At 44.5% G+C, this 23,558-nt stretch carries 23 protein-coding genes and 1 pseudogene; 6 read left to right on the top strand and 18 right to left on the bottom strand.

Annotated elements, in window-relative coordinates:
- Window positions 1–128: 128 nt before the first annotated feature.
- Window positions 129–860 carry a Nif3-like dinuclear metal center hexameric protein gene (locus Y697_RS01800; protein WP_121549995.1) on the top strand — a complete coding sequence of 244 codons (732 nt, stop codon included), beginning with the start codon at window positions 129–131 and terminating at the stop codon, window positions 858–860.
- Here the strand turns inward: Y697_RS01800 and Y697_RS01795 are convergent.
- The 18 genes and pseudogenes from Y697_RS01795 to Y697_RS01705 form a co-directional block, all read right to left on the bottom strand.
- Window positions 857–1,390, bottom strand: coding sequence for a GNAT family N-acetyltransferase (locus Y697_RS01795; RefSeq protein ID WP_121549994.1), 534 nt, complete (start codon window positions 1,388–1,390; stop codon window positions 857–859). The two genes, Y697_RS01800 and Y697_RS01795, sit on opposite strands and share 4 nt — an antisense overlap.
- A 78-nt stretch (window positions 1,391–1,468) precedes the next feature.
- Window positions 1,469–2,776 carry a uracil-xanthine permease family protein gene (locus tag Y697_RS01790; RefSeq protein ID WP_121549993.1) on the bottom strand — a complete coding sequence of 436 codons (1,308 nt, stop codon included), beginning with the start codon at window positions 2,774–2,776 and terminating at the stop codon, window positions 1,469–1,471.
- Between the two features lie 364 nt (window positions 2,777–3,140).
- Window positions 3,141–3,584 (bottom strand): ferritin family protein, encoded by a 444-nt coding sequence (locus Y697_RS01780; RefSeq protein ID WP_121549991.1) that lies wholly within the window; start codon window positions 3,582–3,584, stop codon window positions 3,141–3,143.
- 110 nt (window positions 3,585–3,694) lie between these two features.
- Window positions 3,695–3,970 carry a stage V sporulation protein S gene (locus Y697_RS01775; protein ID WP_121549990.1) on the bottom strand — a complete coding sequence of 92 codons (276 nt, stop codon included), beginning with the start codon at window positions 3,968–3,970 and terminating at the stop codon, window positions 3,695–3,697.
- Between the two features lie 118 nt (window positions 3,971–4,088).
- A complete protein-coding gene (locus Y697_RS01770) occupies window positions 4,089–5,243 on the bottom strand; it encodes a 2-oxoacid:acceptor oxidoreductase subunit alpha (RefSeq protein ID WP_121549989.1) in 1,155 nt (384 codons plus the stop codon).
- Window positions 5,236–5,460 (bottom strand): ferredoxin family protein, encoded by a 225-nt coding sequence (locus Y697_RS01765; protein WP_121549988.1) that lies wholly within the window; start codon window positions 5,458–5,460, stop codon window positions 5,236–5,238. Before Y697_RS01765 ends, Y697_RS01770 begins: the two co-directional genes overlap by 8 nt.
- A 22-nt stretch (window positions 5,461–5,482) precedes the next feature.
- Window positions 5,483–6,459: pseudogene (locus tag Y697_RS01760) on the bottom strand (sodium ion-translocating decarboxylase subunit beta).
- A 61-nt stretch (window positions 6,460–6,520) separates the two neighbouring features.
- Window positions 6,521–9,163 (bottom strand): pyruvate, phosphate dikinase, encoded by a 2,643-nt coding sequence (gene ppdK / locus Y697_RS01755; RefSeq protein WP_121549987.1) that lies wholly within the window; start codon window positions 9,161–9,163, stop codon window positions 6,521–6,523.
- A gap of 209 nt (window positions 9,164–9,372) precedes the next feature.
- Entirely contained in the window at window positions 9,373–10,257 is an 885-nt protein-coding gene (locus Y697_RS01750; RefSeq protein WP_121549986.1) for a glycine betaine ABC transporter substrate-binding protein, read from the bottom strand.
- A gap of 21 nt (window positions 10,258–10,278) precedes the next feature.
- Window positions 10,279–10,920 carry an ABC transporter permease gene (locus tag Y697_RS01745; protein ID WP_183083679.1) on the bottom strand — a complete coding sequence of 214 codons (642 nt, stop codon included), beginning with the start codon at window positions 10,918–10,920 and terminating at the stop codon, window positions 10,279–10,281.
- 4 nt (window positions 10,921–10,924) lie between these two features.
- Window positions 10,925–12,052: a betaine/proline/choline family ABC transporter ATP-binding protein gene (locus Y697_RS01740; RefSeq protein ID WP_121549985.1), complete on the bottom strand. Its 1,128-nt coding sequence runs from the start codon at window positions 12,050–12,052 to the stop codon at window positions 10,925–10,927.
- 11 nt (window positions 12,053–12,063) lie between these two features.
- Window positions 12,064–12,726: an ABC transporter permease gene (locus Y697_RS01735; RefSeq protein ID WP_121549984.1), complete on the bottom strand. Its 663-nt coding sequence runs from the start codon at window positions 12,724–12,726 to the stop codon at window positions 12,064–12,066.
- A gap of 298 nt (window positions 12,727–13,024) precedes the next feature.
- Complete coding sequence (locus tag Y697_RS01730; protein WP_121549983.1) at window positions 13,025–14,197, bottom strand: MFS transporter; 1,173 nt, start codon at window positions 14,195–14,197, stop codon at window positions 13,025–13,027.
- A gap of 273 nt (window positions 14,198–14,470) precedes the next feature.
- Complete coding sequence (locus Y697_RS01725; protein WP_121549982.1) at window positions 14,471–15,733, bottom strand: ABC transporter substrate-binding protein; 1,263 nt, start codon at window positions 15,731–15,733, stop codon at window positions 14,471–14,473.
- Window positions 15,734–15,771: 38 nt separating this feature from the next.
- Window positions 15,772–16,344, bottom strand: coding sequence for a dephospho-CoA kinase (coaE, locus tag Y697_RS01720; RefSeq protein WP_121549981.1), 573 nt, complete (start codon window positions 16,342–16,344; stop codon window positions 15,772–15,774).
- Complete coding sequence (locus tag Y697_RS01715; RefSeq protein WP_121549980.1) at window positions 16,344–16,601, bottom strand: hypothetical protein; 258 nt, start codon at window positions 16,599–16,601, stop codon at window positions 16,344–16,346. The genes coaE and Y697_RS01715 overlap by 1 nt, the downstream gene beginning before the upstream one ends.
- Entirely contained in the window at window positions 16,598–17,962 is a 1,365-nt protein-coding gene (locus tag Y697_RS01710) for a glucose-6-phosphate isomerase (RefSeq protein ID WP_121549979.1), read from the bottom strand. The genes Y697_RS01715 and Y697_RS01710 overlap by 4 nt, the downstream gene beginning before the upstream one ends.
- 14 nt (window positions 17,963–17,976) lie before the next feature.
- Entirely contained in the window at window positions 17,977–18,489 is a 513-nt protein-coding gene (locus Y697_RS01705) for an adenine phosphoribosyltransferase (RefSeq protein ID WP_121549978.1), read from the bottom strand.
- Between the two features lie 130 nt (window positions 18,490–18,619).
- Between Y697_RS01705 and Y697_RS01700 the strand changes: the two genes are divergently transcribed.
- The 5 genes from Y697_RS01700 to nuoF all read left to right on the top strand — a co-directional run bounded on the left by Y697_RS01700 (window position 18,620) and on the right by nuoF (window position 23,501).
- Window positions 18,620–19,114, top strand: coding sequence for an NAD(P)H-dependent oxidoreductase subunit E (locus tag Y697_RS01700; protein ID WP_121549977.1), 495 nt, complete (start codon window positions 18,620–18,622; stop codon window positions 19,112–19,114).
- Window positions 19,114–19,491, top strand: coding sequence for a ferredoxin (locus Y697_RS01695; RefSeq protein ID WP_121549976.1), 378 nt, complete (start codon window positions 19,114–19,116; stop codon window positions 19,489–19,491). The genes Y697_RS01700 and Y697_RS01695 overlap by 1 nt, the downstream gene beginning before the upstream one ends.
- A 17-nt stretch (window positions 19,492–19,508) precedes the next feature.
- The gene (locus Y697_RS01690; protein ID WP_121549975.1) at window positions 19,509–21,308 is read left to right on the top strand and encodes an NADH-quinone oxidoreductase subunit NuoF; all 1,800 of its coding nucleotides are present in this window, start codon (window positions 19,509–19,511) and stop codon (window positions 21,306–21,308) included.
- Window positions 21,309–21,378: 70 nt separating this feature from the next.
- Entirely contained in the window at window positions 21,379–21,876 is a 498-nt protein-coding gene (locus Y697_RS01685; protein ID WP_121549974.1) for an NAD(P)H-dependent oxidoreductase subunit E, read from the top strand.
- A 2-nt stretch (window positions 21,877–21,878) separates the two neighbouring features.
- Entirely contained in the window at window positions 21,879–23,501 is a 1,623-nt protein-coding gene (nuoF, locus tag Y697_RS01680; protein ID WP_121549973.1) for an NADH-quinone oxidoreductase subunit NuoF, read from the top strand.
- Window positions 23,502–23,558: the final 57 nt, after the last annotated feature.

The following is a 23,558-nucleotide window of genomic DNA, read 5'->3' as shown; positions in this document are numbered from 1 at the left end:
GTGGATTATTGTGGTGCACTGCACCACTCTTTTTTACTGGGAGACGATTTTCTGACAGCCTTCTCTATGATAGAATATTCTCTGTCTGGAAAACACCCTATTATGTAATTTGCAGCAAAGGAGGCCACATGAAACCGATAGAAGTTGAGAAGTTCTTAAACTCGGTTCTGGAACCAGAAAAATTTGATGATTACTGTCACAATGGAATTCAGATTGAGGGAGACCGAGATATCAAGAGGATTGTGACTGGAGTGTCTTTCAACGAAGCTTTTGTTGAAAAGGCTATACTCTCGGGAGCAGATGCCATATTAGTTCACCACGGGATTTTCGGTAAAGATTTCTTCAGACTCACCGGTCACTTGAAAAGAAGAGTTGACAAAGTGTTGCGTTCAGGGATTACTCTTATGGGTTATCACCTACCGCTTGATTCAAATATCCCTTACGGAAACAACTATGCTATATCGGAAAGGCTGGGGCTTCGGGATCTGGAAAGATTCGATGTTGGCCTCATTGGAAAGCTGTCGGAGGCGACGTCTGTTCATGAGTTTCGAAAGGTTCTTTCACTCCTGTTTCCCGATCAAGATATTGGTTGCTACAAAAACACTGATTTGATCAGGAGGGTCTGCATAATATCGGGTGGCTCTTCATCTTCCCTGAACAAACTTGAAGGTGTCGTTGACACTTTCGTATCTGGTGAAGTACGTGAGCCAACCCGAGAAATGTCAAGAGAAATCGGAATCAACTTCTTCTGGGTCGGGCATTATGCAAGTGAACGCTTCGGAGTAATGAATCTCGGACAGCTCTTGAAGGACAAGTTCTCACTTGAAGTAGAGTTCATTGAGCTTTACAATGAAGTTTAGTCATCCCTTTGAAGTTCAGTTTTCAGAATTCCCATTATGATTTCTTCATGGAATGCTCCATCCCTGAAGATTTCTTGCCTCAGTGTTCCCTCAATCTGGAAACCACATTTTAAATACGATTTGATTGCACGTTTGTTGAAGGAGTAGACGTTAAGCTTTGCTTTGTTCATATTCATCTGGTCAAAGATGAATATCAGAAGCGTTTTCATTGCGTCCGTTCCAAACCCTTTGTTCCAGAACTGCCTTCCGAGAAAAATCCCGACCGTTGCCACCCTATTCTTCCAGTCAACCTCGTTGATGCCGCATCCCCCAATGTATTCGTCATTTTCAATCTTCGAAACTGCGAAGTTATATGTATCCTTGAAGGCACTCTGAGAATCATACCACTTCTCTTCCTCTTCCAGCCTGAGAGGAAAGGGAATCCCAGGAACCAGCATTCTCCTAACTTCGTAATCGTTTATGTACTTGTGAGCAAGAGCAATGTCGCTCTTCCGATATTCCCTGAGATAGACTAGCCGACCCTTTAACACCAAACTCACCTCCATTTGAGATAGTATAACAAAAGAGGTGCCCACTTGGCACCTCTATGAAAAATTGCGCGGTTTTCTCTATTCTTCAGGAGCCTTTGTCACCACAAATATTCCATTTAGGACTAACCCTACGAGTGCAGCAAGTCCTATCCCTTCGAATCTCACTGGACCAATTCCTATTGCTGCACCACCTATACCAACCACAAGCATTACCGATATCACTATGAGATTTTTACCATCAACTTTCACCCTGTTTTCTATAAGTGTCTTCATTCCAACGGCAGCAATCATTCCAAACAGCAATATCTCAATTCCGCCCATTACTGCAGTGGGAATTGACTGAATCAGTGCTCCCACCTTCGGCACAAATGAGAGTATCACTGCAAATACCGCGGCTATCCTCATTACTACAGGATTAAAGACCTTCGTAATCGCAAGAACACCGGTGTTTTCACTATAGGTAGTATTAGCGGGACCTCCAAAGAAACCGGCAACAGCAGTGGCGATTCCGTCTCCAGCTAGCGTCCTGTGTATGCCCGGGTCATCATAGAATTTCTTGCCAGTGATGGCCGACACCGCAAAGATATCTCCGAAATGCTCTATTGTTGGTGCTAGCGCTACAGGAACAAGAACCGTAAGCGAGTAAATTGAGAACTTAGGAAGCACAAAGGAGGGAATCCCAACCCAACTTGCCTGATTTACCGCTTCGAATGAGACATTCCCCGTTACTGCAGCCACAATGTAACCCACGATTATTCCACACATAACGGGAATTAGCCTAGTAAATCCCTTTACGTAAAGTCTGACAATCACCGCTGTACCCAGAGAGACAACCGCAATCCACCAGTTGGAACTCGCCATACTTATCGCAGTTGGGGCTAGATTCAAGCCTATTACTGCAATTATTGTTCCGGCGACAGCCGGTGGGAAAATCTTCTCAAATTTGCTTACCCCAAGCACTTTAATTAGAATTGCGATTCCCACCTGAACAAGACCCGCTATCAATATTCCTCCCGTAGCATAGGCGATCATGTCGGGAGTAATCGCAAATCCTGCAGAAATTGCTTCCGGTACTGAACCGAAAGTGTCGGCCGCATTAGCGTGATAAAGAATGACGGCATTAATTGGAGCTATGTACGCAAAACTTGACCCGAGGAACACCGGTACTTTCCACTGTGTTAGCAGATGGAAAAGAAGAGTGCCCACGCCTGCAGTAAATAACGCCACATTTACGGGAACGCCAGTAAGGTATGGTACTAAGACCGTTGCCCCAAACATCGTGAACGCATGCTGCAGACCAAGTACAAGAAGTCCCCCTTTGCCCAGACCTTTACTTCTGTCTTCCTGCTCCCTCACTTCCTGATAAGCCGATTTTTCATTGCTCACAAGATCCCTCCTCTTATTATGAATTATCACCCAAAAAAAAGAGACCTCACGAATCTTCGTGAGGTCTCTTATCGGAGTCTATTACATTCACAATCTTGATTATTACCATCTCGATTGAATAAATTATTCGAGAGAGTGACATCCTGTTACAAAGAGGACAAAAGTGACTCCCGCACCGGTCGGTGAACAAAACAGTTCCACAGTCAACAATCGTTTCCGACATAGAAGTCACTCTCCAAGAAAAATCATCCATCGGTAATTGTATCACAAAGATGATCAATATCAACCACCGGCAACTCTACTCTAGATTTCTAAACAAACAGTCACCTAAAAAGACTAATGCATTGGCCGCTGGCTTTGTTATCTACAAAGAACCATAAAGCTTAACGAGATCGTGAAGATGTCTGCGCTCTTCCTCGATTATCTTCTTCAGTTCATTACTGTCGGGAATGAAGGAGGAAAGATCGGAATAGAATATGATGCTGTCCTTCTCCACTTCCATTGCGCTACTAATCGCCTTGTTCAAATTCTGTGGAACCTCGGAAGACTCGATTCGGGGGAAAATTGATATTTCGGCATAAGATTTGAGATAACCGACATTGTCGTCCCAGTCCTGCGTTGTTGAAGTCTTTCCCACATCCTTGAGAAGTTCTCTGAATTTGTCTGCGTGCTCTCTTTCCTGCTCAGCCAGCCTTAGAAAAAGAGCCTTGACTTCTCCAGAAGTTCTTTCACTGAGCTTTTCATAATATGAGTAACCCGCGCTTTCGATCTTCAAGGCTATACCTAGCATATCGCTTACTGTAAGCATTCGCTACCTCCTTCATTTCGTAATACTGACTTCATTGACACACTCCTAACATAAAAAAGGAAGAGATCAAAGACCTCCCCCCCCGACTATCAGAGACTATCGAACCCCCATTACTTACTTTCGTCTTTCTCAGAAACAATCTTAATGGTGATCCCCGTTCGCATCTCTTCGCCAATTTGAATCTCCACAAATCCAGGGACCATATATACCCTAGTACCCTGTTCTCTGAGGAATCTGGAAGCGATGGCAACTGCCTTTACTGCTTGATTCACAGCACCAGCGCCAATGGCCTGAAGTTCTACTTGCTCGTTCTTTGAGATTACCCCGGCTATGGCACCTGCTACCTTGTTCGGATTAGATTTAGAACTGACCTTCAGGATTTCCATTGAGATTTCCTCCTTTTGCAGGTAATTTCGCTGTAATTCTACCACAGAGGCCGCTCAATTAGCAAAAGTTTTAACATACTGTTCGCAAAAAGAAGGAAGAATCATTGTATTTGAATCTCTATAGATCCATTATCTCGGACTTAACCCTCGATATAGCGTCGAGAACTTCCTGTGGAGTTATTAATTCACCATTAACTTTACTCAGATGCTCAATTTTTGCGCCACGCTTGTTTAATCTGGACACTTCATAGAGAATTTGCCCAAGGTTCATCTCGGCAACAATTACGGCACTTACTTTTTTCAGGAGCTGCCTGAGTCTTGTACTTGGAAATGGCCAAATGGTAACAGGTTTGAAGAGTCCAACATTGATCTTGTCCTCTCTTGCCATCTTTACGGCCTTGATTGCGCTTCTAGCAACCGATCCATATGCTAGAACAAGTATTTCAGCATCCTCTGTCATATACTCATCATATATGACTATTTCATCACTGTGAAGTCTGATCTTGTTGTCAAGCCTTCTCAGCAGCCTGGCAGAATCAGATGGTGATCCAACAGGAAACCCCGACTCGTCATGAACAAGGCCGGAAACATGAAATCTCGACTTCCCCATCTTAACAAGTGGTGTGGCCATCATCTGATCATCACCTTCAAAAGGATGGAAGATATCATCTTCGGCCATTTCTGTCTCACCCACTCTTTGAACTTCCATAATTTCTGAATCATGTGGGAGATAAACACTTTCCCTCATATGACCCAGAATTTCATCCATCAGAAAGATTACCGGCGTTCTATATAATTCCGCATAATTGAAGGCGGTGATAATATACTTGTAAACTTCTTCAACATTTGAGGGGTAAATGGCAATAATCTGGTGATCCCCATGAGTGCCCCATCTCGCTTGCATGATATCTCCTTGAGCCGTCTTTGTGGGCATACCTGTTGAGGGCCCGCCTCGCTGTACGTTAACTATTACGGTAGGAGTTTCAGTCATAGCCGCGTATCCTATGGCTTCCTGCATCAGAGAAAAACCCGGACCACTAGTTGCAGTCATTGATTTCTCACCTGCGAGTGATGCGCCAATTATTGCTGCCGCACTTGCAATTTCATCCTCCATTTGAATGAAAGTTCCTCCAATCTTTGGAAGCTCTCTTGCCATAGTCTCTGCAATTTCTGTGGCCGGCGTAATTGGATAGCCGGCGAAAAACTTACATCCAGCCTTTATCGCTCCAAGTGCACATGCTTCATCACCCTGAAGCAGCATAAACTCACGCATTTTCTTTCACCGCCTCTATCTCATGAACATCGATCGCAAAATCAGGACAAGCGTTTTCACACATAAGGCAACCAATGCAGGTCTTATGATCAACTATCTGTGGCCTTCCCAGCTCACCCTTAGTGATCGTTTTCGTGGGACATATCCAATAGCATATGCCGCACTTCTTACACAGAGTGTGATTGATATTAACTTGAAACTGCTTCTTTTCGGCCATTATGTCCTCCTACTCAACATTATCATATTATTGAAAGGAATACCCCCGCAGCAACTGCCGATCCGATCACACCAGCGATGTTCGGCCCCATAGCGTGCATAAGAACGAAGTTTGTCGGATCTTCCTCCGATGCTACTTTCTGTGCCACCCTTGCGGCGGTTGGAACAGCAGAAACACCTGCGGCGCCTATCAAAGGATTCACTTTGTTCACTGAAAACATATTCATCAGCTTTGCGAATAGAATTCCCGAAGCAGTTGCTACAATGAAGGCAGCGCAACCCAATCCCAAAATCATTACATCAACATCCCAACTAACGGAAGTGCCTGAGGAACGATCAGCGAAATCGCAATAGTTGCGACAATCGGGAAGACAATTCTTTCGAGCTTAGATACTTTCCTGAGCTTCTTTCCCATTGTTATCGAGCGTTCCTTCCGAGTAGTGAGAGCTCTCATTATTGGTGGCTGAAGAACAGGGATCAATGCAATATATGAATAAGAAGCTATTGCAATAATGGGAAGAAACTGGGATTCCAAAATGCTTGCAACGTAAATGGAAGTAGGTCCGTCGGCTCCACCAATGATTGCTATCGCTGCGGCATCTGCAATTGAAAATCCCATCCAGTTCGCTGCAAGAAAGGTAATGAAAATCCCTATCTGAGCAGCAGCCCCCAGAAAGAGTGTCTTGGGATTAGCTAACACGAAAGAGAAGTCAGTCACCGCTCCAATACCGAGAAATATCAAAGGGGGATATATTCCTAGCATCAATCCCTGTTGCAGAATCCACATAATGCCAGTGCCAGGAGTAAAAACTCCAGTGACCTCTGGAGGAATATTTGCAATTACCATTCCGAATGCAATTGGCACAAGAAGAAGCGGTTCAGCATCTTTCGCAACCGCAAGATAGACAAGAAGACCCGCAATTGCAAACATTACCCAATTCTCCCAGCTTACCGTGGCGAATCCTGTTTGTGCTAGATATCCCGAGATCAACGCTGCCATGATAGGCAAACCTCCAAAATAGTAAAGGCCGCGCACCCTCGGGCGCGGCCTGAAGTAATGATTATCTATTCTTCACTACTGCTTGAGCTGCCGATAACCTAGCCACGGGAACTCTGTAAGGAGAACAACTGACATAATTGAGACCCACAATATGACAGAATTCAACCGACGAAGGCTCTCCACCATGCTCACCACAGATTCCAACCTTAAGATCGGGCCTGGTTGAGCGTCCCTTCTCTGTTCCCATTTTAACGAGCTGTCCAACACCAGTTCTGTCCAACTTCTGGAATGGATCACTCTCTAGAATGCCCTTCTCCAAGTAATGGCCGACGAATTTTCCATAGTCGTCTCTACTAAACCCATAGGTCATTTGAGTAAGGTCATTTGTCCCGAAGCTAAAGAACTCTGCTTCTTTGGCTATTTCATCTGCAGTCAGTGCGGCTCTCGGAACCTCAATCATTGTTCCAACCTTGTATTCAAGCTTTGTACCCGACTCAGCAATCAGCTCCTCGGCCGCCTTAATGATTATCGATTTGACGTACTTCAATTCTTCTATTTCGACAATTAATGGAATCATTATTTCGGGAATGACTGATTTTCCTTCCTTCACTAACCGAAGAGCTGCTCCAATTATCGCCTTAGTCTGCATTTCAGCTATTTCAGGATAAACTACAGCAAGTCTGCAACCTCTGAATCCCATCATCGGGTTGAATTCATGAAGATCTTCAATAGTTGCCTTGAGTTCCTCATAGGTCATACCCATCTCTTCGGAAAGCTCTTTCACGTCCTCGTCATCTTTTGGAAGGAATTCGTGAAGAGGGGGATCGAGAAGTCTTATTGTTACAGGAAGGCCTTCCATAGCCTTGAATATTCCATAAAAATCCTCTTCCTGCATCGGAAGAATTTTTGCCAGAGATTTTTCTCTCTGCTCTTTGGTATTAGAGGTAATCATCTGTCGGACAGCAAAAATCCTGTCTTCCTGGAAGAACATGTGCTCGGTTCTCGTAAGACCTATTCCTTCAGCACCGAATTCCCGAGCTATCTTCGCATCATTCGGAGTGTCGGCGTTGGTCCTTATTCCGAGCTTCCTGATTTCGTCTGCCCAACTGAGAAGCTTTGCTAGAGGCCCTTCAAGACCCTGAGGCTTAACGGAATCCAGCTTGCCCATAAAGACTTCACCAGATGTACCATCGATACTTATCCATTCGCCTTCCTTTATAATCTTTCCATTCACCTTCATGACTCTTGTCTTCTGATCAACTTCAACTGCTTCACAGCCTACAATACAGGTCTTGCCCATTCCTCTGGCGACGACTGCGGCATGAGAAGTCTTGCCTCCAGTGGAGGTCAGAATCCCCCGGGAAGCCGCCATTCCGGCAATATCCTCTGGAGAAGTCTCCGGCCTAACAAGAATGACAGATTTGCTATCTTCTTTAACCATTCTTTCTGCCGTTTCTGGGTCAAAGGCAATTACTCCGGCCGCCGCTCCCGGAGATGCTGCTATTCCCTTTGCGAGGAGCTCTGCACTCTCCATAGTCTCTTTGGTGAAATAGGGGTGAAGAAGAGTCTCAATATGTTCGGGAGTGACTCTCATAACTGCTTCTTCTTTGGAAATTCTCTTTTCATCAGCGAGATCAACCGCGATCTTGACGCTTGCGTAAGGAGTCCGCTTTCCATTACGAGTCTGAAGCAAATACAGAACCCCGTGTTCAACAGTAAATTCAATGTCCTGCATGTCTCGATAATGATTCTCCAGTTTGCTGAAGATATCTAGCAACTGATCGTAAACTGCCGGATTAATATCCTGGAGTTTTGTTAGAGGGAATGGTGTACGCGTTCCGGCAACAACGTCCTCTCCCTGAGCGTTAGGCAAATACTCTCCATAAAATTGCTTCTCGCCGGTATTAGGATCTCTCGTGAATGCAACTCCCGTTCCACTATCTTCTCCCGTGTTGCCAAAAACCATTGCCACAACGTTAACCGCAGTTCCCAGGAGTTCTCCCTCTCTTATTCCATTGAGGGCACGATACTTTATCGCCCTTTCATTCATCCAACTTCCAAATACTGCGTCGGTAGCCATCCACAATTGTTTCCAAGGATCCTGAGGGAACTCTTTGCCAGCCTTCTTGTAGACCTCTAAATATCTCTTGACAACCTCTTTCATATCTTCTGCATCGAGTTCCGTATCAAGTTTCACGCCTTTTTCCTTCTTGATGCTCTTCAGTGCTCCTTCGAACTCGGAGTGCTCGATTTTCAGAACAACGTCTCCGAACATCTGAAGAAATCTTCTATAGGCGTCGTAGCAGAATCTGGGATTGCCTGACTCTCTGATCAAACCATTTACAGTGTCATCATTGAGACCAAGATTCAGAATCGTGTCCATCATGCCAGGCATTGAGATTGCCGCTCCTGACCTCACCGAAACAAGCAATGGTCTCTCAGTAGAACCAAATCCCTTTCCGGTTTCTACTTCCAAAAGCTTTACAGCTTCTTCTACTTCATTCTCCAGGCTTTCTGGATATGTATTACCATGCTCGTAGTAGTACTTGCAGACCTCTGTGGAAATAGTGAAGCCCGGAGGAACAGGTATCCCTATCTTAACCATCTCGGATAGGTTTGCTCCCTTTCCGCCAAGAAGATTTTTCATCTTCGCGTCGCCTTCGGCCTTCTTCTTTCCAAAATAGTACACAAATTTCTCTGACACTTTGTTTCCTCCCTTCCTGAAAGCATATTCGACTGATTATATCATAGCAAGCCAGACGGGGTGTCTACCTACAACGCCACTGAGAAGGTCTGTTTCGTTGGCTTCAGTGAACATAGAAGCCGCCACAACATTGCGAAATTAATCATTATTCAGCCGGTACAATAACAAAGCCGCCCTGAGGCGGCTCTCTAAATCCAATATGAACTAACTTAATCTATCAGACCCAATCCCTTAAGGAATCCTTCGGCAACTTCATCTGGCTCATAACCACCGGCGTCTACCAAATAATTCAACCTGATCATTATTGGTTCTGTAAGATACACGGATATTGGTCTCAAGATCTCTTCTATCTCGGGATTGTTATCCAGTACTTCCTTACGTACAGTAACGGCAAGATTGTATGACGGGAAGAAATTCTTTGTATCTTCGAGTACTAGAAGATTGTATTTCTCCAGCTTTCCATCAGTTGAAAAGACCATGGCAACGTCTATCTGATTCTTGTCAAGTGCCTCATAGGTTAGCCCTATCTCCATTGTCTTAACTTGCCTCTTTTCCACAGCAAAACCGTATGTCTCACTCATCGGCCAGAACCCATCATCTCTTTCGAGGAATTCGTATACGATTCCAAAAAGCAGATCTGGGTTTTCATGCGTAAGTTCTGCAAGATCTTCAAGAGTTTGTAGTCCATGCTCAGCAGCGAAATCCCTTCTTACAGCCAAAGCGTATGTATTATTGAAATTGGCCATGTCAAGCCATACGATTCCATTTTCAAGATCCTCGGCCTTCACAGCATCATAAAGAGCAAGGGGATCTCTAATCATCTTTTCATGACCTAAATATGTGGGCCAGGCAGTACCCGTGTAGTCAGCATAAAGATCAATCTGCCCGGTCTCGAGTGCACTTCTTGCAACAAATGAACTCATTCCAAAATTCTCGGTCACTCTAAACCCTGCATCTTCCAGAAGTTGCGAAATCATGCTACTGACGATATACTGTTCCGTGAAGTTCTTTGCTCCAACATTCAGCCTTGTCTGGCCAAACGACATAGCTGTTGCCATTAATACTACCAGCGCAATTAGAAATAGTCTCTTCAAAACTAAACACCTCCATGTTTCCTATGTTCTGAGGCCTTTCGAAGTAAGAGCCTTCTCCGAAAAACCTAGGATTATATCTACTGCTATCGCCAGGAGCGTCACAGGAATTGCTCCTGCAATTATCATCGGACCCTTTGTCATACGAAGTCCTGTGAAGATAATTTCTCCGAGACCCCCCGCACCAATTGATGCGGCGATAGCGGCAGTACCGATATTTATTGTTGCCGAACTTCTAATTCCCGAAAGCATTGTTGGAACTGTTACAGGCATTTCCACCTTCCACAATATCTGCCTGTTAGTCATTCCCATTCCTTTAGCAGCCTCTTTCATCTTCATCGAGACATTCATTAAGCCTGAAGCAGTATTGAAAACTACTGGCACAAGACTGTAAAGGAACAGGGCAACAACGGCAGGTGCGGCTCCAATTCCCATGAACAGAAAGACAAGAGCGATCACTGCGATACTGGGTACGGCTTGAGTTGCTCCTGTGATCGAAAGAACCAGGTTACCGGCTTTTCTATGACCTGGCCTGGTAACGAAAATTGCAATTGCAACTCCCGCCACTACCGCCATACTCCAGGAAGCGAGGAATATGAAAATGTGTTCAAGAAACCTTTCCATAATATAACTAGAGTTCTCGACCATATATTCTATGACTTCCATAGCCTCACTCCTCATCAGATGATTCATAAGAGCCTACTAGGTTCACAAGGTCTCTGAACCTCAAGATGCCAAGTAGCCTCTCTTTATCATCTACTACCGGTAATGAGGAAAGCCCGGTATTCATGATCAAAGACATCGCCTCCATCAAATTCGAAAGAGGTTGTATGGTCTCGATCGATCTCAAGTACTTCTTCAATGGTTCTACATCAGACGCTTTGTTAAGCTGTTTCAGCATCACATAGCCCTTAAGCCTCTTGTTACCGTCGACAACGTAGGCAAATTTCCTTCCCTCATTGTTTAGGAAATCCTTTGCCTTCTTCACATCGCAGTCACCTGCATCTTCGATCCACTTTCCACCGGGAACGTAGGTCTCCCTTACTCGCACAAGTTCAAGACCCTTCAACGCTCTGTCTGCACCAAGAAGATCTTCAACAAACTCGTTAGCCGGTTCCTGAACCACCGTCATGGTGTCGGCATACTGAACTAGCTTTCCGTTGTCTAGAATAGCTATCCTATCACCCAATTTGATCGCTTCTCGAATATCGTGAGTAACAAAGATAATCGTCTTCTCGATCTTCGACTGAATCTCGAGAAACCCGTCCTGAAGTTTTTCGCGATTAATAGGGTCTATTGCCCCAAAAGGTTCATCCATAAGAACTATCTTGGGGTCAGAAGCCAGACCTCTCGCAACTCCTACTCTCTGGCGTTGACCACCCGAAAGCTGGGCTGGATATTTCTCCGAATAGTCGGAAGGTTCAAGATTAACCAGATCCAGCAAATCAAGAACGTGTTTCTTGATTCTTGACTCATCCCACTTCATTAGTCTGGGAGTAACGGCAATATTATCGAAAACGGTCATGTGAGGAAAGAGTCCAATCTCCTGAATCACATAGCCAATGCTTCTCCTCAATTTGATGGGATCAATTTCGTCAAGAGAAGTCCCGTCGACAATGATTTCCCCGCTTGTCTTTTCAATTAATCTGTTGATCATCTTCAGAGTGGTTGTCTTTCCGCAACCAGAAGGACCGATGAGTATTGTAAGTTTCTTATCTTCAAATGATATGTTCAGATTGTCCACTGCTCTCAATCCGACTTCATATTCTTTAACTACGTTCTTGAATTCTATCGACATCAATCTCCTCCTCACTTATCCCGTTCAATTTTCAGACCTTTAGGAGTAATGGCCTCTTCCAGAGCCAGCAAACCGTAGTTCATTCCTATTCCCAATGCCGAGACAATAATCGCTCCAAGAAGAACCATATTGAAATTCGATCTTCCGAGTCCGGAGAAGATGAAGTATCCGAGCCCTCTCGCACCTATAAGATAGGCGATAGTCGCGACACTCACACCCATAACCGCCGCATTTCTAACACCTGCCATGATAATCGGTATAGTAAGTGGAAGTCTGACTCTGAAAAGTATTTGGCTATTAGTCATTCCCATGCCTTTGGCCGCCTCTATCATTCTGGGATCGACCGAATTCACTGCCACCACTGTATTCCTTATGACAGGCAGGAAGGAATAGATCACTAGAGCAATGACTGCCGGTGTTACACCAATTCCCGCTTTCAGCGGCGCCAGCAAGACCACCATGTAACCGAAGAGGGCGAGACTGGGAATCGTCATGAGAATTCCCGCTCCGTAGAGAGCTATCGATGAAACCTTCTTGTTTCTTGAAACGATTATTCCAATTGGTACGCCAATCCCAATTGCAATCGGTACCGCTATCGCAATAATCTTTATGTGATTAAGCAGCTCTATCAGCACCAGGTCGTAGTTTCTTGCCAGATACTCAAAGAAACCCATACACTTCTCCTTCCAAATCTTCCGACAAAAAGTAGGTGAACGGAATGATTAAGACCTTCCCCAATAATTCAGTATTAACTTTCAGCTTAAGAATTATTCGTTACTGAGCACACAATATAGACAGGACAAGATCTTAATCAGGAATATTAAGTCACTAGACTCACAACAACGCGTCTATTATAACACAGAACACGATTGAATTCTTAGTTAGACAGACTCTCATTGGGAATTACATATTAGCTTGGAAGTGCTGTTCACGAGAAGTACAACTATGCGGCAAGTCGTATAGGGTTTGTTACTACTCAGAACTGATCTTTCTGATGAAAGTCATTTGACTTACGATAACGATGATAATCAATCCAATTGACATAAGGCCAATGCTCCTCAGACTGGCCCAAATTTGAAGAAAATACCCCCCTATAAGCGGACCGACACCGAAGATAATGCCTACCATCGACTCATGTATCCCTCCCTGCTTTCCATGATCGTCATCTCGAGAATTCAGCCCATAGAATATCGCAAATATGTAAGGCACCGCATAAGTCGCGCCTGAAAAGAGAGTCGCCAGGAAGAACGTCAGAGCGGTTTCGGGCAGAAAAAAGGTCAGTAGTGCAGCTCCAAATACGGCAATCATTGTTAGAAAGGAAATTCTAGGACTGCCAACCCAAAACCGGAAGAAACTCATGAAAACAAAGGACAGAAAGACTCCGATGTTGGCACCTACGGTCAAGAACCCGACATTCTCCAAAGGTATCCCAGTTGATGAGATTAGTTTTGGAAAAAGCGCCATTCCACTAGTATAGATAATTCCTGCCAGTAGAAAAGTGAATCTATATACTCTTCTGTACTCCTTAATCTTTGGGAAATCTATTTCGCCAAGAGAATTCTTCAATCTGTCGTGGAATGGACCGGGAAGAATTTCACCGTATCTCTTGATGTGTGATCTTATATGGAGAGTTCCAATCAAACAGAGCGTTATCCCATAAGAAAACACCGCTACCGGGTGTTTTTGAATTAGAAAAGGGCCAAATGCCATCCCAACAACGTTTCCTGCGCTCCAAGAGAGAACGAACCGGATGACAGTCGCCGCAGGATCAACCCCAGCAGCTTTCTCCGACTTAGAAAGCAAGCCTTCAATTGACGGGAAAAAGAAGCCGAAAAAGACGTTCATTCCGATTACCGATATAACCAGATGGATGGGAAGAGCCCAGAAGAATCCGAAGGCAAGTGATATCGCCATCAAAAACATGCCATTCGACAGGCTTCTCTTAAAGCCGACTTTGTCCCCCATCCTGCCAAATATCAGAGCAGAGACTACATAGAAAGCACAGCCTAGAAAGTTAATTAGACCTATTTCTATATAAGACAGCCCCCAATCTGCAGCCTTAGTGTTGATGGCCGAAGTCAGAAGGTAAAGAAGTATGGAGAACGAAAACGCATAGAAGTTGAACGCGTGAAAGTATCTCTTCATTTTTGAACCGCCTTTCAATGATCCTGACACGAAGAACCGCAGCTTCACAAATCACATACATTCTACCCCAATCACAGGAAGACGTGGCAACTGTCATTCTTCAATAATAGCATTCAAGATTTCTGGCTTTTGCCTCTTGGGTGTCACCAGAAAAACCAGATCAGTATCTCTCCTAAAAAAATTTGACTACCATTCTTGAGCTTCTCAAAATGGACAACCGTTGTGACAAAAAAAAGGAGGCCTAAGGCCTCCAACTACTCTTGACTTATGCTTCTACTGCTCAGCAACCTTCAGAAGGATTTCCTGTTCGGCCCAGGCGAGTCCTTCTTCGACGGTTCTCTTCTGGTTAATTACATCTCCAACCATCGTTCCGAGAACAGTCCTGACATCGTCCCAAAGAGCAACATTCGGATCTACCGAGCCAAATGGAATCTGGCTGATAGGAACTAGGACAGTCGGGTTCTGTTCTTCATATGCTTTCCACTGAGGGGTCGTCAATGCAATTTCCGTTACCGGCATGTATCCAGTTTTAACTGACCAGTAAGCCTGGATCTCAGGGCTTATAAGGTACTTCATGAACTTCCAGGCAGCAGACTTTTGCTCCGGTGTGATACCTTTAAACATAACGACATCCGTACCAGCAAAGGGCGGTGCCTGAACTTCCCACATCGGAACTGGTGCCCATGCCCAACCATGCTTTCCTCTTGAACCGGAATCGACATAAGAAGCGGAAGCGATTGTTTCAACAAACATGGCAATCTGGCCATCACCAAATGGCGCATCAAGATATCCTCCCTGGAAGAGAGCGACCTTATAAGTGTGAGCCATGTCATACATTAATTGAAGGGCTTCCTTAGCTTCAGGAGAATTTATAATGACCTCTACCGAACCATCTGGCTTTATCTCAATTGCTTCGCCACCATTGGCTCTCAGGAATATCATGAAATGATCAATTGTAGTTCTGAAGCCAAAGCCGTACTGATCAATCTGTCCGTCGTTATTTTTATCCTCAGTGAGCATCATTGCTGCAAAAAGGAGATCATCCATTGTCTTAGGAACTTCCAGACCATATTCCTCAAAGAGGTCTGTATTGTAGTAAAGGACATATGTGCTCTTGTTGAAGGGAAGAGCGTATACTGTGTCGCCCCAGGTAACCATTCTCTTGAATGGACTCCAGATGGCCGCCCACTCTTCATCGGTCAATCCCGTTTCAGGATCAGCAATCAACGAATCAAGTTCTTGTACAGCATTTCGAGGAATGAGTCTTGCAGTCCAATTTCCATAAGCCTGAGACAGAGCTGGTAGAGTATTACTCTCCGCACTGACCAGGAGTTTCTGCTGCAAAGCACTGTAATTTCCCACATAAATGGCTTCTACCACAATATCAGGGTTTGCCTCATTGAAAGATGCCACGATTTCATTGACTGTGGTTCCCTGGGCACCACCCATCGCGTGCCAAAACTCAATCTCCGTCACAGCAAAGGTGAATACTGCAAAAGAAACGATAAGAAGTGCAAGAATTAATCTTTTGCGCATTTCCCTACCTCCTTATAAGAAATGTTTAATTGACCTAATTATACCACTACGCCCCACTCAAAAAGAACCTCTCTTACCTTCTCGAAAGTCTCATCAATACTGCCTGATGTCGAGACCTCAGCATTGACTCGCTCCTTCATTGAATCAAGGTGAGACTGTGAATGGAGTATAGACTCCGCTCGGACCCTGCTCATTCCTCTCTTCATGAGTCTCTCAACAGAAGATTTATTCGTACATTCAAACCAAATGACTTTGTCGCAATAGTCAGCAAGCCCTATTTCGTGGATCAAAGCCCCATCGATTATACAGAGCTTCGAATGGCATCTCTCAAGAGCTTTCAATGCCTTTCGTCTAATAACCGGGTGAAGTATTTCATCCAATTTTTGCAGGAGTTTGCTGTCTTCGAAGACCTTCTTTGAAAGCTTTTTTCTGTCAACTTTGTCGCAAGTAAGAATGCTCTTCCCGAAAGAGTCAGCTATCTGCTTTTTCTCTTCTTCCAGTGCATCGTGGCCAAGCTTATCCAGGGAGATTATTTCCGCACCGAACCTTTCAAAACGCTCGGCGGCAGTAGACTTACCACTGCCCGCCTTTCCCACAAAGCCAACCACCATTACAGCAGTTTCTCTCCCGACTCGATGACATTCAATACTGCTTTGGAAATATCGCTATTCGCGCTTTCCAGTTTCTTTCTCTCATCCGGGCTGATCACGATGATGTCCGCCTCGATCTCTTCCATTTCTCCGATCTTCTGAAGAAGGTCCTCGGATTCGACTGAGACTATTACAAAGGTTGGTATAGGTTCTCCAGTAGTGAAATACACTTCCTCGACCGAAAAACCCTCGATAATTTTCATAAGCTCAGACTTCATAACTCAAACCTCCAGGAGGTTTTCTCCTCATATCTATCCCTTACTTCCTCGAATCCTTTTCTTCCCATAAAAGCATATGTCAATTTCTTTCCTAACTCTACTCCAGGCTGGTCATAAGGATTTACTTTCAGCAAGAAACCCATTAATGCAGTCTGTATTTCATAGGAGACGATGAACTCACCGACATGAGCTTCGTCTATCTGTGGAAAAGAAATAGTGATGTTGGGTACTCCGTTCGCAGCAAGTGCAATCGATGTTCCCCTTAGCTCCGCATTAAGTAATTCTCCAACCTCAACTCCATTGAGATAAGACAAAGCTTCGATGTCCGAATGTATGAACGGTATTGTAAGCTGGTTTCCAAAATCCTCTACCTTCAAGAGCGTCACTATCTTGTCTTTAGGCCCCTCATTGTATAGTTGAACTTGAGAGTGCTGGTCGATTGCACCCAGAGATTTCGCTGGAGTTTGCCCTGTATGAACGATTCTTCCGGAGACATCGAATTTCTTTCCCAAAGACTCTGCCCATAACTGTCTATACCAGTCGGCAATAGTGTATAGTCTGTTTGAATACGGCATCATTACTGAGATATTGTGCCCTTTTTTTAGATAAGCATAGTGTATTAGCGCACTTACAGCTGCAGGGTTTGATTTGACGTCATCTCTGAGATATCTTTCCTTTCCAAACCTAGCCCCCTCGTATAAAAGACTTATGTCAATTCCTTCCGCAATCGCCGAAAGCAAACCTACGGGTGTTAAAACGCTAAAACGACCCCCTACATCTTCCGGAATAGTGAGGGTTCTTATACCCTCTGCGTCTGCGATTTGTCTGAGTACACCCTTATGTTTATCGGTAGTAAATATGAAATGGTCTTTAATAGGAAGATCGAGTTTTTCAAGTAATCCTCTAACGATGAGATAATTCGCCATGCTTTCAGCAGTAGTCCCGGACTTCGAGATAACGTTGAATATAGTGTTTTCTAGATCCAATTCTCCTAACACAGATGCAATCATATCAGGATCTACATTGTCGAGCAAGAACACTCTGGAGTTCCCGTCTCGCTTCTCCTTAACGTAAGAGTTCCAGCTAACCGGTTTCAGTGCGGAGTGCAAAGCCTGATTACCAAGTGCCGAGCCTCCAATTCCAATTACTACGAAATTGTCGAAATGTTCCAGCCAAGATCTGTACGCCTTGACTTCTTCAAGAATTTCATCGCTTTCAAGAATTCGCAGAAAACCGGGCAGTGGTTGAAATACTCTTTCAAAATTCGTAGAGAGCGTCTTCGAAATATCTATCATTTCATCAAAAGAAAGCCCGCTTTCAAGGGTCTCTTTGAACGCAAAAGAGAAATCATATTTAAGCATTCCTGCAACCTCCGTCAATAAGTAATTAAGGTCTCCACTTTGTGGCCTGAAAGCCTCTTTCTTGGATTAAGAAATCCCAATTCAGCCAGGCATAGAATTCCAACTACTTCTCCACCACTATCTTCAATGATACGAGCAATTGCCTCCATAGTCCCTCCGGTTGCGAGAATGTCGTCTACTATCAGTACCTTATCACCATTACATATCGCATCCACATGCATTTGAAGAGTCGCCTTTCCATACTCAAGTTCGTACTCTATCTCTTTAGTCTTGTAAGGAAGCTTTCCTGGCTTTCTAACAGGTACCAGTGCTTTTCCCATTTCATAAGCTAGAGGAGCCGCAAAAATGAACCCCCTGGCTTCAGGAGCTACCATGATATTGAAATCAATCTTCCTTGCCCGTTCCGACATTTGCAGTATGCACTCTCTGAAAGCCAAAGGATCCTTTAACAATGGAGTGACATCTTTGAAAACCACACCTTCCTTTGGGAAGTCCGGAACGTCACGCACAAAGGCTTCTAGATCCATCTAATCTCCTCCTTATACAGCTCCTTGGACATGGGTTATTTTAACACAGGAATCAGCCCATTTCTCTAGGTGCATGTTATAATGCATGTGTGAAATAAATAACATTCTTTCCTCAAAGGAGGTGCAAGGTTTGTCTCAAGTAAATTGCCCGGATTGTCAGAAGCTTTTTGAAGAACTTGATGAGTATATTGATTCTGTCAAAGGCAACACGGGTGTTTTAATTAATGTACTCCATAAGGCGCAAGAAATCTTTGGATATCTTTCGGAAGAACTGCAACAACACGTATCTGAGAAACTCGATATTCCTTTAAGTCAGGTATATGGAGTTGTGACTTTTTACAATTTCTTCAGTATGAAGCCAAAGGGAAAGAACCAGATAAAAGTCTGTCTAGGAACCGCCTGCTATGTCAAGGGTGCCGATAAGATACTGGAAAGGCTCCGGGACGAACTGGGCGTTGAGATGAATGAACCGACCTCCGACGGACTCTTTTCTATTCACGCCGTTAGATGCCTCGGTGCCTGCAGCATGGCTCCAGTGGTTTTGGTAGGCGAGGATGACTATTTCGGGAGAGTAACCCCTGATGAGGTTTCAAAGATATTAGGCAAATATAGGAGGGCCGAGTGATGGCAAAGATTAAGAGCCTTGAAGAACTTATGAAAATCAAAGAGAACGCAATGAAGGGTCTTAAGATGCGTGACTCAGGCAAGAGAGGAAAAGTAATCGTGGCAATGGGAACTTGCGGGATTGCCGCAGGTGCAAAGGATACGTTAAGGGCGATAGTAGACTCACTTGAAGAGAAGGGAATTGAGGATGTCGCTGTCGTTCAGTCCGGCTGTTTTGGTCTCTGCGATGTTGAGCCCACAATTGAGGTTCATCTCGAGGGATCAGAGCCGATAATTTATGGCCACGTGACCCCCGCTCAAGCAAAGAGAGTGGTTGAACAGCACATTGTCGGCGGTAAAGTAGTCGGAGATCTTATTGTGAAAAGAGGAGAACTATAACGAAGAGGTGATTAAGGGTGCCCGCTGTTGAAAACACGGTGCTTATTTGTGCCGGAGGAGCTTGCATTTCTGCAGGCGAGAAGAGCGTAAAAAACGTATTTGAGGAAACCCTGAAAAAGTACTCATTGGAAAGCGTAGTCAGGGTGGTAGAAACGGGATGTATGGGTGCTTGTGACCTCGGACCCATTTTGGTGATCTATCCTGAAGGAGTATTCTATCAGAAGATCACGGCAGAAAATGCAGCTCGTATTGTAGAAGAACATATTCTTAAAGGACGAGTAGTAGAAGATCTTTTGTATAAAGGCGACTCAGGAAATCTTACTGAAAAACCTCAGGAAGAGCTTCCTTTTTTCACTGAGCAAGTGAGAATCGCAACGAGGAACTTAGGAGTGATTGATCCTCTTTCAATAGATGAATATATTGCCAGAGATGGCTATTTCGCACTACATAAGGTCCTTTCTGAACTAAGTAGAGAAGATGTTGTAGAGATACTGAAGAAAAGTGAGCTCAAGGGACGCGGTGGAGCGGGATTTCCGACTTGGATGAAGTGGGATCTGACGAAGAAAGCACAAGGCGACACGAAGTATGTAATCTGCAACGCTGATGAGGGCGACCCTGGAGCCTTTATGGATAGGGCGGTTCTTGAAGGTGATCCTCACACAATTGTAGAAGCTATGACAATAGCTGCAAGAGTAGTCGGAGCTCAGAAGGGATTCGTATATGTTAGGGCTGAGTACCCTCTTGCAATAGAACGGTTGACTCACGCGATGAAAATGGCCAGAGAGTACGGATTTCTTGGCGAAAACATTCTCGGAACTGGGTTCTCGTTTGATCTTGAGATAAGAATTGGAGCAGGCGCGTTTGTCTGTGGTGAAGAGACGGCTCTCATAAACTCAATTGAAGGCAAGAGAGGAATACCCAGAGTGAAACCTCCCTTTCCTGCAAGTAAGGGGTTATGGGGAAAACCAACTCTGCTTAGCAATGTGGAGACCTACGCTAACATTCCTCCGATTATCACAAATGGCGGCGAATGGTTCAGTCAGTACGGAGTGGATGGTTCCAGGGGGACTAAAGTCTTTGCTTTGGCTGGAAACGTAAAGAACACAGGTCTCGTCGAAGTTCCCATGGGGATCACACTTAGAAAGCTGATCTTCGATATTGGGGGAGGCGTCCCTGGAGGGAAGAAGCTGAAAGCTATTCAGACCGGAGGTCCTAGTGGAGGATGCATACCCCTAGAATTGATTGATACACCAATAACATACGATAACATGAAAAAACTGGGCACGATAATCGGTTCGGGTGGAATGATCGTTATGGATGAAGATAGCTGCATGGTTGATGTTGCCAAGTACTTCCTGGAGTTCACTGTGGAGGAATCTTGCGGTCAGTGCACACCTTGTCGTGATGGAACACGTAGAATGCTAGAGATTCTTGAAAGAATAACTGAAGGAGAAGGTACTATGGAAGACCTTCAACTTCTGAAAGATCTTGGCGATAATATAATGTCGACTTCACTTTGCGGGCTTGGACAGACTGCGCCACAACCAGTGATATCAACAATGCGATATTTCTGGGATGAGTATGAAGCTCACGTGAAAGAGGGAAGATGTCCGGCAAAGAAGTGCAAATCTTTGATGCGGGTAGTAATTGATAAAGACAAATGCGTTGGTTGTACCGCATGCGCCAGAGTCTGTCCCGTTGAAGCGATAAGCGGTTCAGTAAGAAAACCTCACGAAATAGACTCAGAAATCTGCACAAGATGTGGGAGTTGTTTGGCCGTATGCAAATTTGGGGCGATTAGCAAAGTTTCACCATAAATGGCTTTCCGGAACCCCCTTAGTGGGGGTTCTTTTGCTACTTACAAGAGGGTTGAAGGGAGGAATTTGTATGTCTGCAGAAAATGTCCGTGAAATCGTAATTGATATCTATGATAACATTAGCAGCCAGAGCCTTGAAAAAGGCGATGTGCTTATAAATACTCTTCACGCAATTCAAGATCACTTTGGCAACTTCATACCAATCGAAGCAGCTGAAGTTATGAAGGATCTGACGGGATTGCCTCTCTCAAGAATTTATGAAGTTCTTACTTTCTATACTATGTTCTCGACTCACAAGAGGGGAAAATATGTAATTCGAGTCTGCAAAAGTCTTCCATGCCATGTGACCGGAGGACAGGCAGTAGTCGACTCCTTAAAGAACATTCTGGAAATTGATTTTGGCGAGACTACCACAGATGGCTTGTTTACTCTTGAGGAGACTAGTTGTCTTGGACTCTGCGGAGTATCCCCGGTAATGATGATAAATGATGAGGCTTACGGAAACCTTACTCCAAAAAGAGTCTCTGAAATTATAGACGGCATCGTCTCGAAAGAGAGGAGTGAGTAATTGTGAGTAAACCAATAACCGTCCTCGTATCAATAGACTCGAACAGCTTGGTTCTCGGTGCCAGACACTTCAAAAATTATTTGAGCACCCTAGCGGAAAGATACAATTTGAATTCCATGGTTGAAATCCTGGAGACTGGATCTTTTGGAGATTATGGAAGAGGAGTTCTTTTTCTCATTCTCCCAGACAATGTAATGTATTCTGTTAAGAATGAAGCAGACATTGAAAAGATGGTATTGGAGCACCTTCTTAAGGGAAGAAGAGTTGAGGATCTGATTGTCACAGACTTCGAATCGGCAGGACATGTTGAAGCGACAGAAGCAACAAGAGAAGAGAGAATCGTGTTAAGAAATGCCGGTTCAATCGATCCCCGAAATCTTGAGGAATACATAGCCCTTGACGGATATCAAGGCCTTGCAAAAGCGTTGAGACTGAATCCAGAAGAAGTTATTGAAGAACTTAAGAAGAGCAATCTGAGAGGAAGAGGTGGGGCCGGTTTCCCAACCGGACTGAAATGGGAATTCACACAAAGAGTCGAGTCAGATGAAAAATATGTCATTTGTAACGCTGACGAAGGTGAACCGGGAACCTTCAAGGATCGATTGATAATGGAAGGCGATCCTCATTCAGTGATAGAAGGGATGATAATTGCCGGATATGCAGTTGGGGCCGACAAAGGATATATATATATTAGGGGAGAATACTTTGAATCTGTCGCAAGCCTTAGAGGTGCAATCAGCAAGGCTTATGAGTATGGCCTTCTGGGGCAGTCGATTCTTGGGACGAATTTTTCATTTGATCTATCTGTAAGGCTGGGCGCGGGAGCATATGTTTGTGGAGAAGAAACAGCCTTGATTGAATCAATTGAAGGTAGATCGGGAAGACCAAGACTGAAGCCACCTTATCCTCCAGTTAGCGGTCTATACGGCAAGCCAACCGTAGTAAATAATGTGGAGACTTTTGCCTGTATTCCGCCAATAATTGATAAGGGAGCAAGCTGGTTCAAGTCTATTGGTACAGCATCGTCTCCTGGAACAAAGGTTTACTCTTTATGTGGTGATCTTGTAAAGAGAGGAATAGTTGAAGTGCCTATGGGCACTTCTGTTAGGGATCTTGTGCAGAAATTTGGTGGAGGAATTCCCAATGGTAGAACTCTAAAAATGATACAGACTGGTGGAGCAGCAGGAAGCTTTATCAAACCCGAAGAAATGGATGCTGAGCTGGATTTCGACTCCTTCAAAAAGTATGGTGCCTCTTTGGGATCTGGGGTTATTCTCGCTATTGACGACACTCACTGCGCTGTAGATATAGCTAAAAACCTAATGGAGTTCTTTGCCCATGAATCCTGCGGAAAGTGTGCTCCATGCAGAGAGGGGACCCATGTAATTGTACACATTCTGGATGAATTTTCAAAGGGGAGAGGAACATCCGAGATGCTAAACCAATTGTACGATATATCTGAAACCATGGAAGAATCATCCTTCTGTGGACTTGGCCAATCAGTCCCAGTACCTTTGAGATCGATTCTCGATAGATTCAGAGATGAATTCCTCGCGCACGTGAATTCTCCACAGTGTCCAGTAGGTGTTTGCAAATTCGAAAAACCCACAAAGAAAAAGAGATAGACAGACTGTAATGAACGGCCGGGGCAACCCGGCTTTTTCTCTGCTATAATTTCCGAG

This window comes from Mesotoga sp. BH458_6_3_2_1 (genome assembly GCF_003664995.1).
Taxonomy (GTDB): domain Bacteria; phylum Thermotogota; class Thermotogae; order Petrotogales; family Kosmotogaceae; genus Mesotoga.
Note: the sequence above shows the minus strand (reverse complement) of the source record. Positions and strands in the feature narration are given on the sequence as shown.

Excerpts from the sequence above, each read along its gene's own strand:
- Y697_RS01800 (WP_121549995.1), top strand. The coding sequence starts at position 129 with ATGAAACCGATAGAAGTTGAGAAGTTCTTAAACTCGGTTCTGGAACCA.
- Y697_RS01780 (WP_121549991.1), bottom strand. The coding sequence starts at position 3,584 with ATGCTTACAGTAAGCGATATGCTAGGTATAGCCTTGAAGATCGAAAGC.
- Y697_RS01775 (WP_121549990.1), bottom strand. The coding sequence starts at position 3,970 with ATGGAAATCCTGAAGGTCAGTTCTAAATCTAATCCGAACAAGGTAGCA.
- Y697_RS01770 (WP_121549989.1), bottom strand. The coding sequence starts at position 5,243 with ATGCGTGAGTTTATGCTGCTTCAGGGTGATGAAGCATGTGCACTTGGA.
- Y697_RS01765 (WP_121549988.1), bottom strand. The coding sequence starts at position 5,460 with ATGGCCGAAAAGAAGCAGTTTCAAGTTAATATCAATCACACTCTGTGT.
- Y697_RS01745 (WP_183083679.1), bottom strand. The coding sequence starts at position 10,920 with ATGGAAGTCATAGAATATATGGTCGAGAACTCTAGTTATATTATGGAA.
- Y697_RS01740 (WP_121549985.1), bottom strand. The coding sequence starts at position 12,052 with ATGTCGATAGAATTCAAGAACGTAGTTAAAGAATATGAAGTCGGATTG.
- Y697_RS01735 (WP_121549984.1), bottom strand. The coding sequence starts at position 12,726 with ATGGGTTTCTTTGAGTATCTGGCAAGAAACTACGACCTGGTGCTGATA.
- Y697_RS01730 (WP_121549983.1), bottom strand. The coding sequence starts at position 14,197 with ATGAAGAGATACTTTCACGCGTTCAACTTCTATGCGTTTTCGTTCTCC.
- Y697_RS01725 (WP_121549982.1), bottom strand. The coding sequence starts at position 15,733 with ATGCGCAAAAGATTAATTCTTGCACTTCTTATCGTTTCTTTTGCAGTA.
- coaE (WP_121549981.1), bottom strand. The coding sequence starts at position 16,344 with ATGGTGGTTGGCTTTGTGGGAAAGGCGGGCAGTGGTAAGTCTACTGCC.
- Y697_RS01715 (WP_121549980.1), bottom strand. The coding sequence starts at position 16,601 with ATGAAGTCTGAGCTTATGAAAATTATCGAGGGTTTTTCGGTCGAGGAA.
- Y697_RS01710 (WP_121549979.1), bottom strand. The coding sequence starts at position 17,962 with ATGCTTAAATATGATTTCTCTTTTGCGTTCAAAGAGACCCTTGAAAGC.
- Y697_RS01705 (WP_121549978.1), bottom strand. The coding sequence starts at position 18,489 with ATGGATCTAGAAGCCTTTGTGCGTGACGTTCCGGACTTCCCAAAGGAA.
- Y697_RS01695 (WP_121549976.1), top strand. The coding sequence starts at position 19,114 with ATGGCAAAGATTAAGAGCCTTGAAGAACTTATGAAAATCAAAGAGAAC.
- Y697_RS01685 (WP_121549974.1), top strand. The coding sequence starts at position 21,379 with ATGTCTGCAGAAAATGTCCGTGAAATCGTAATTGATATCTATGATAAC.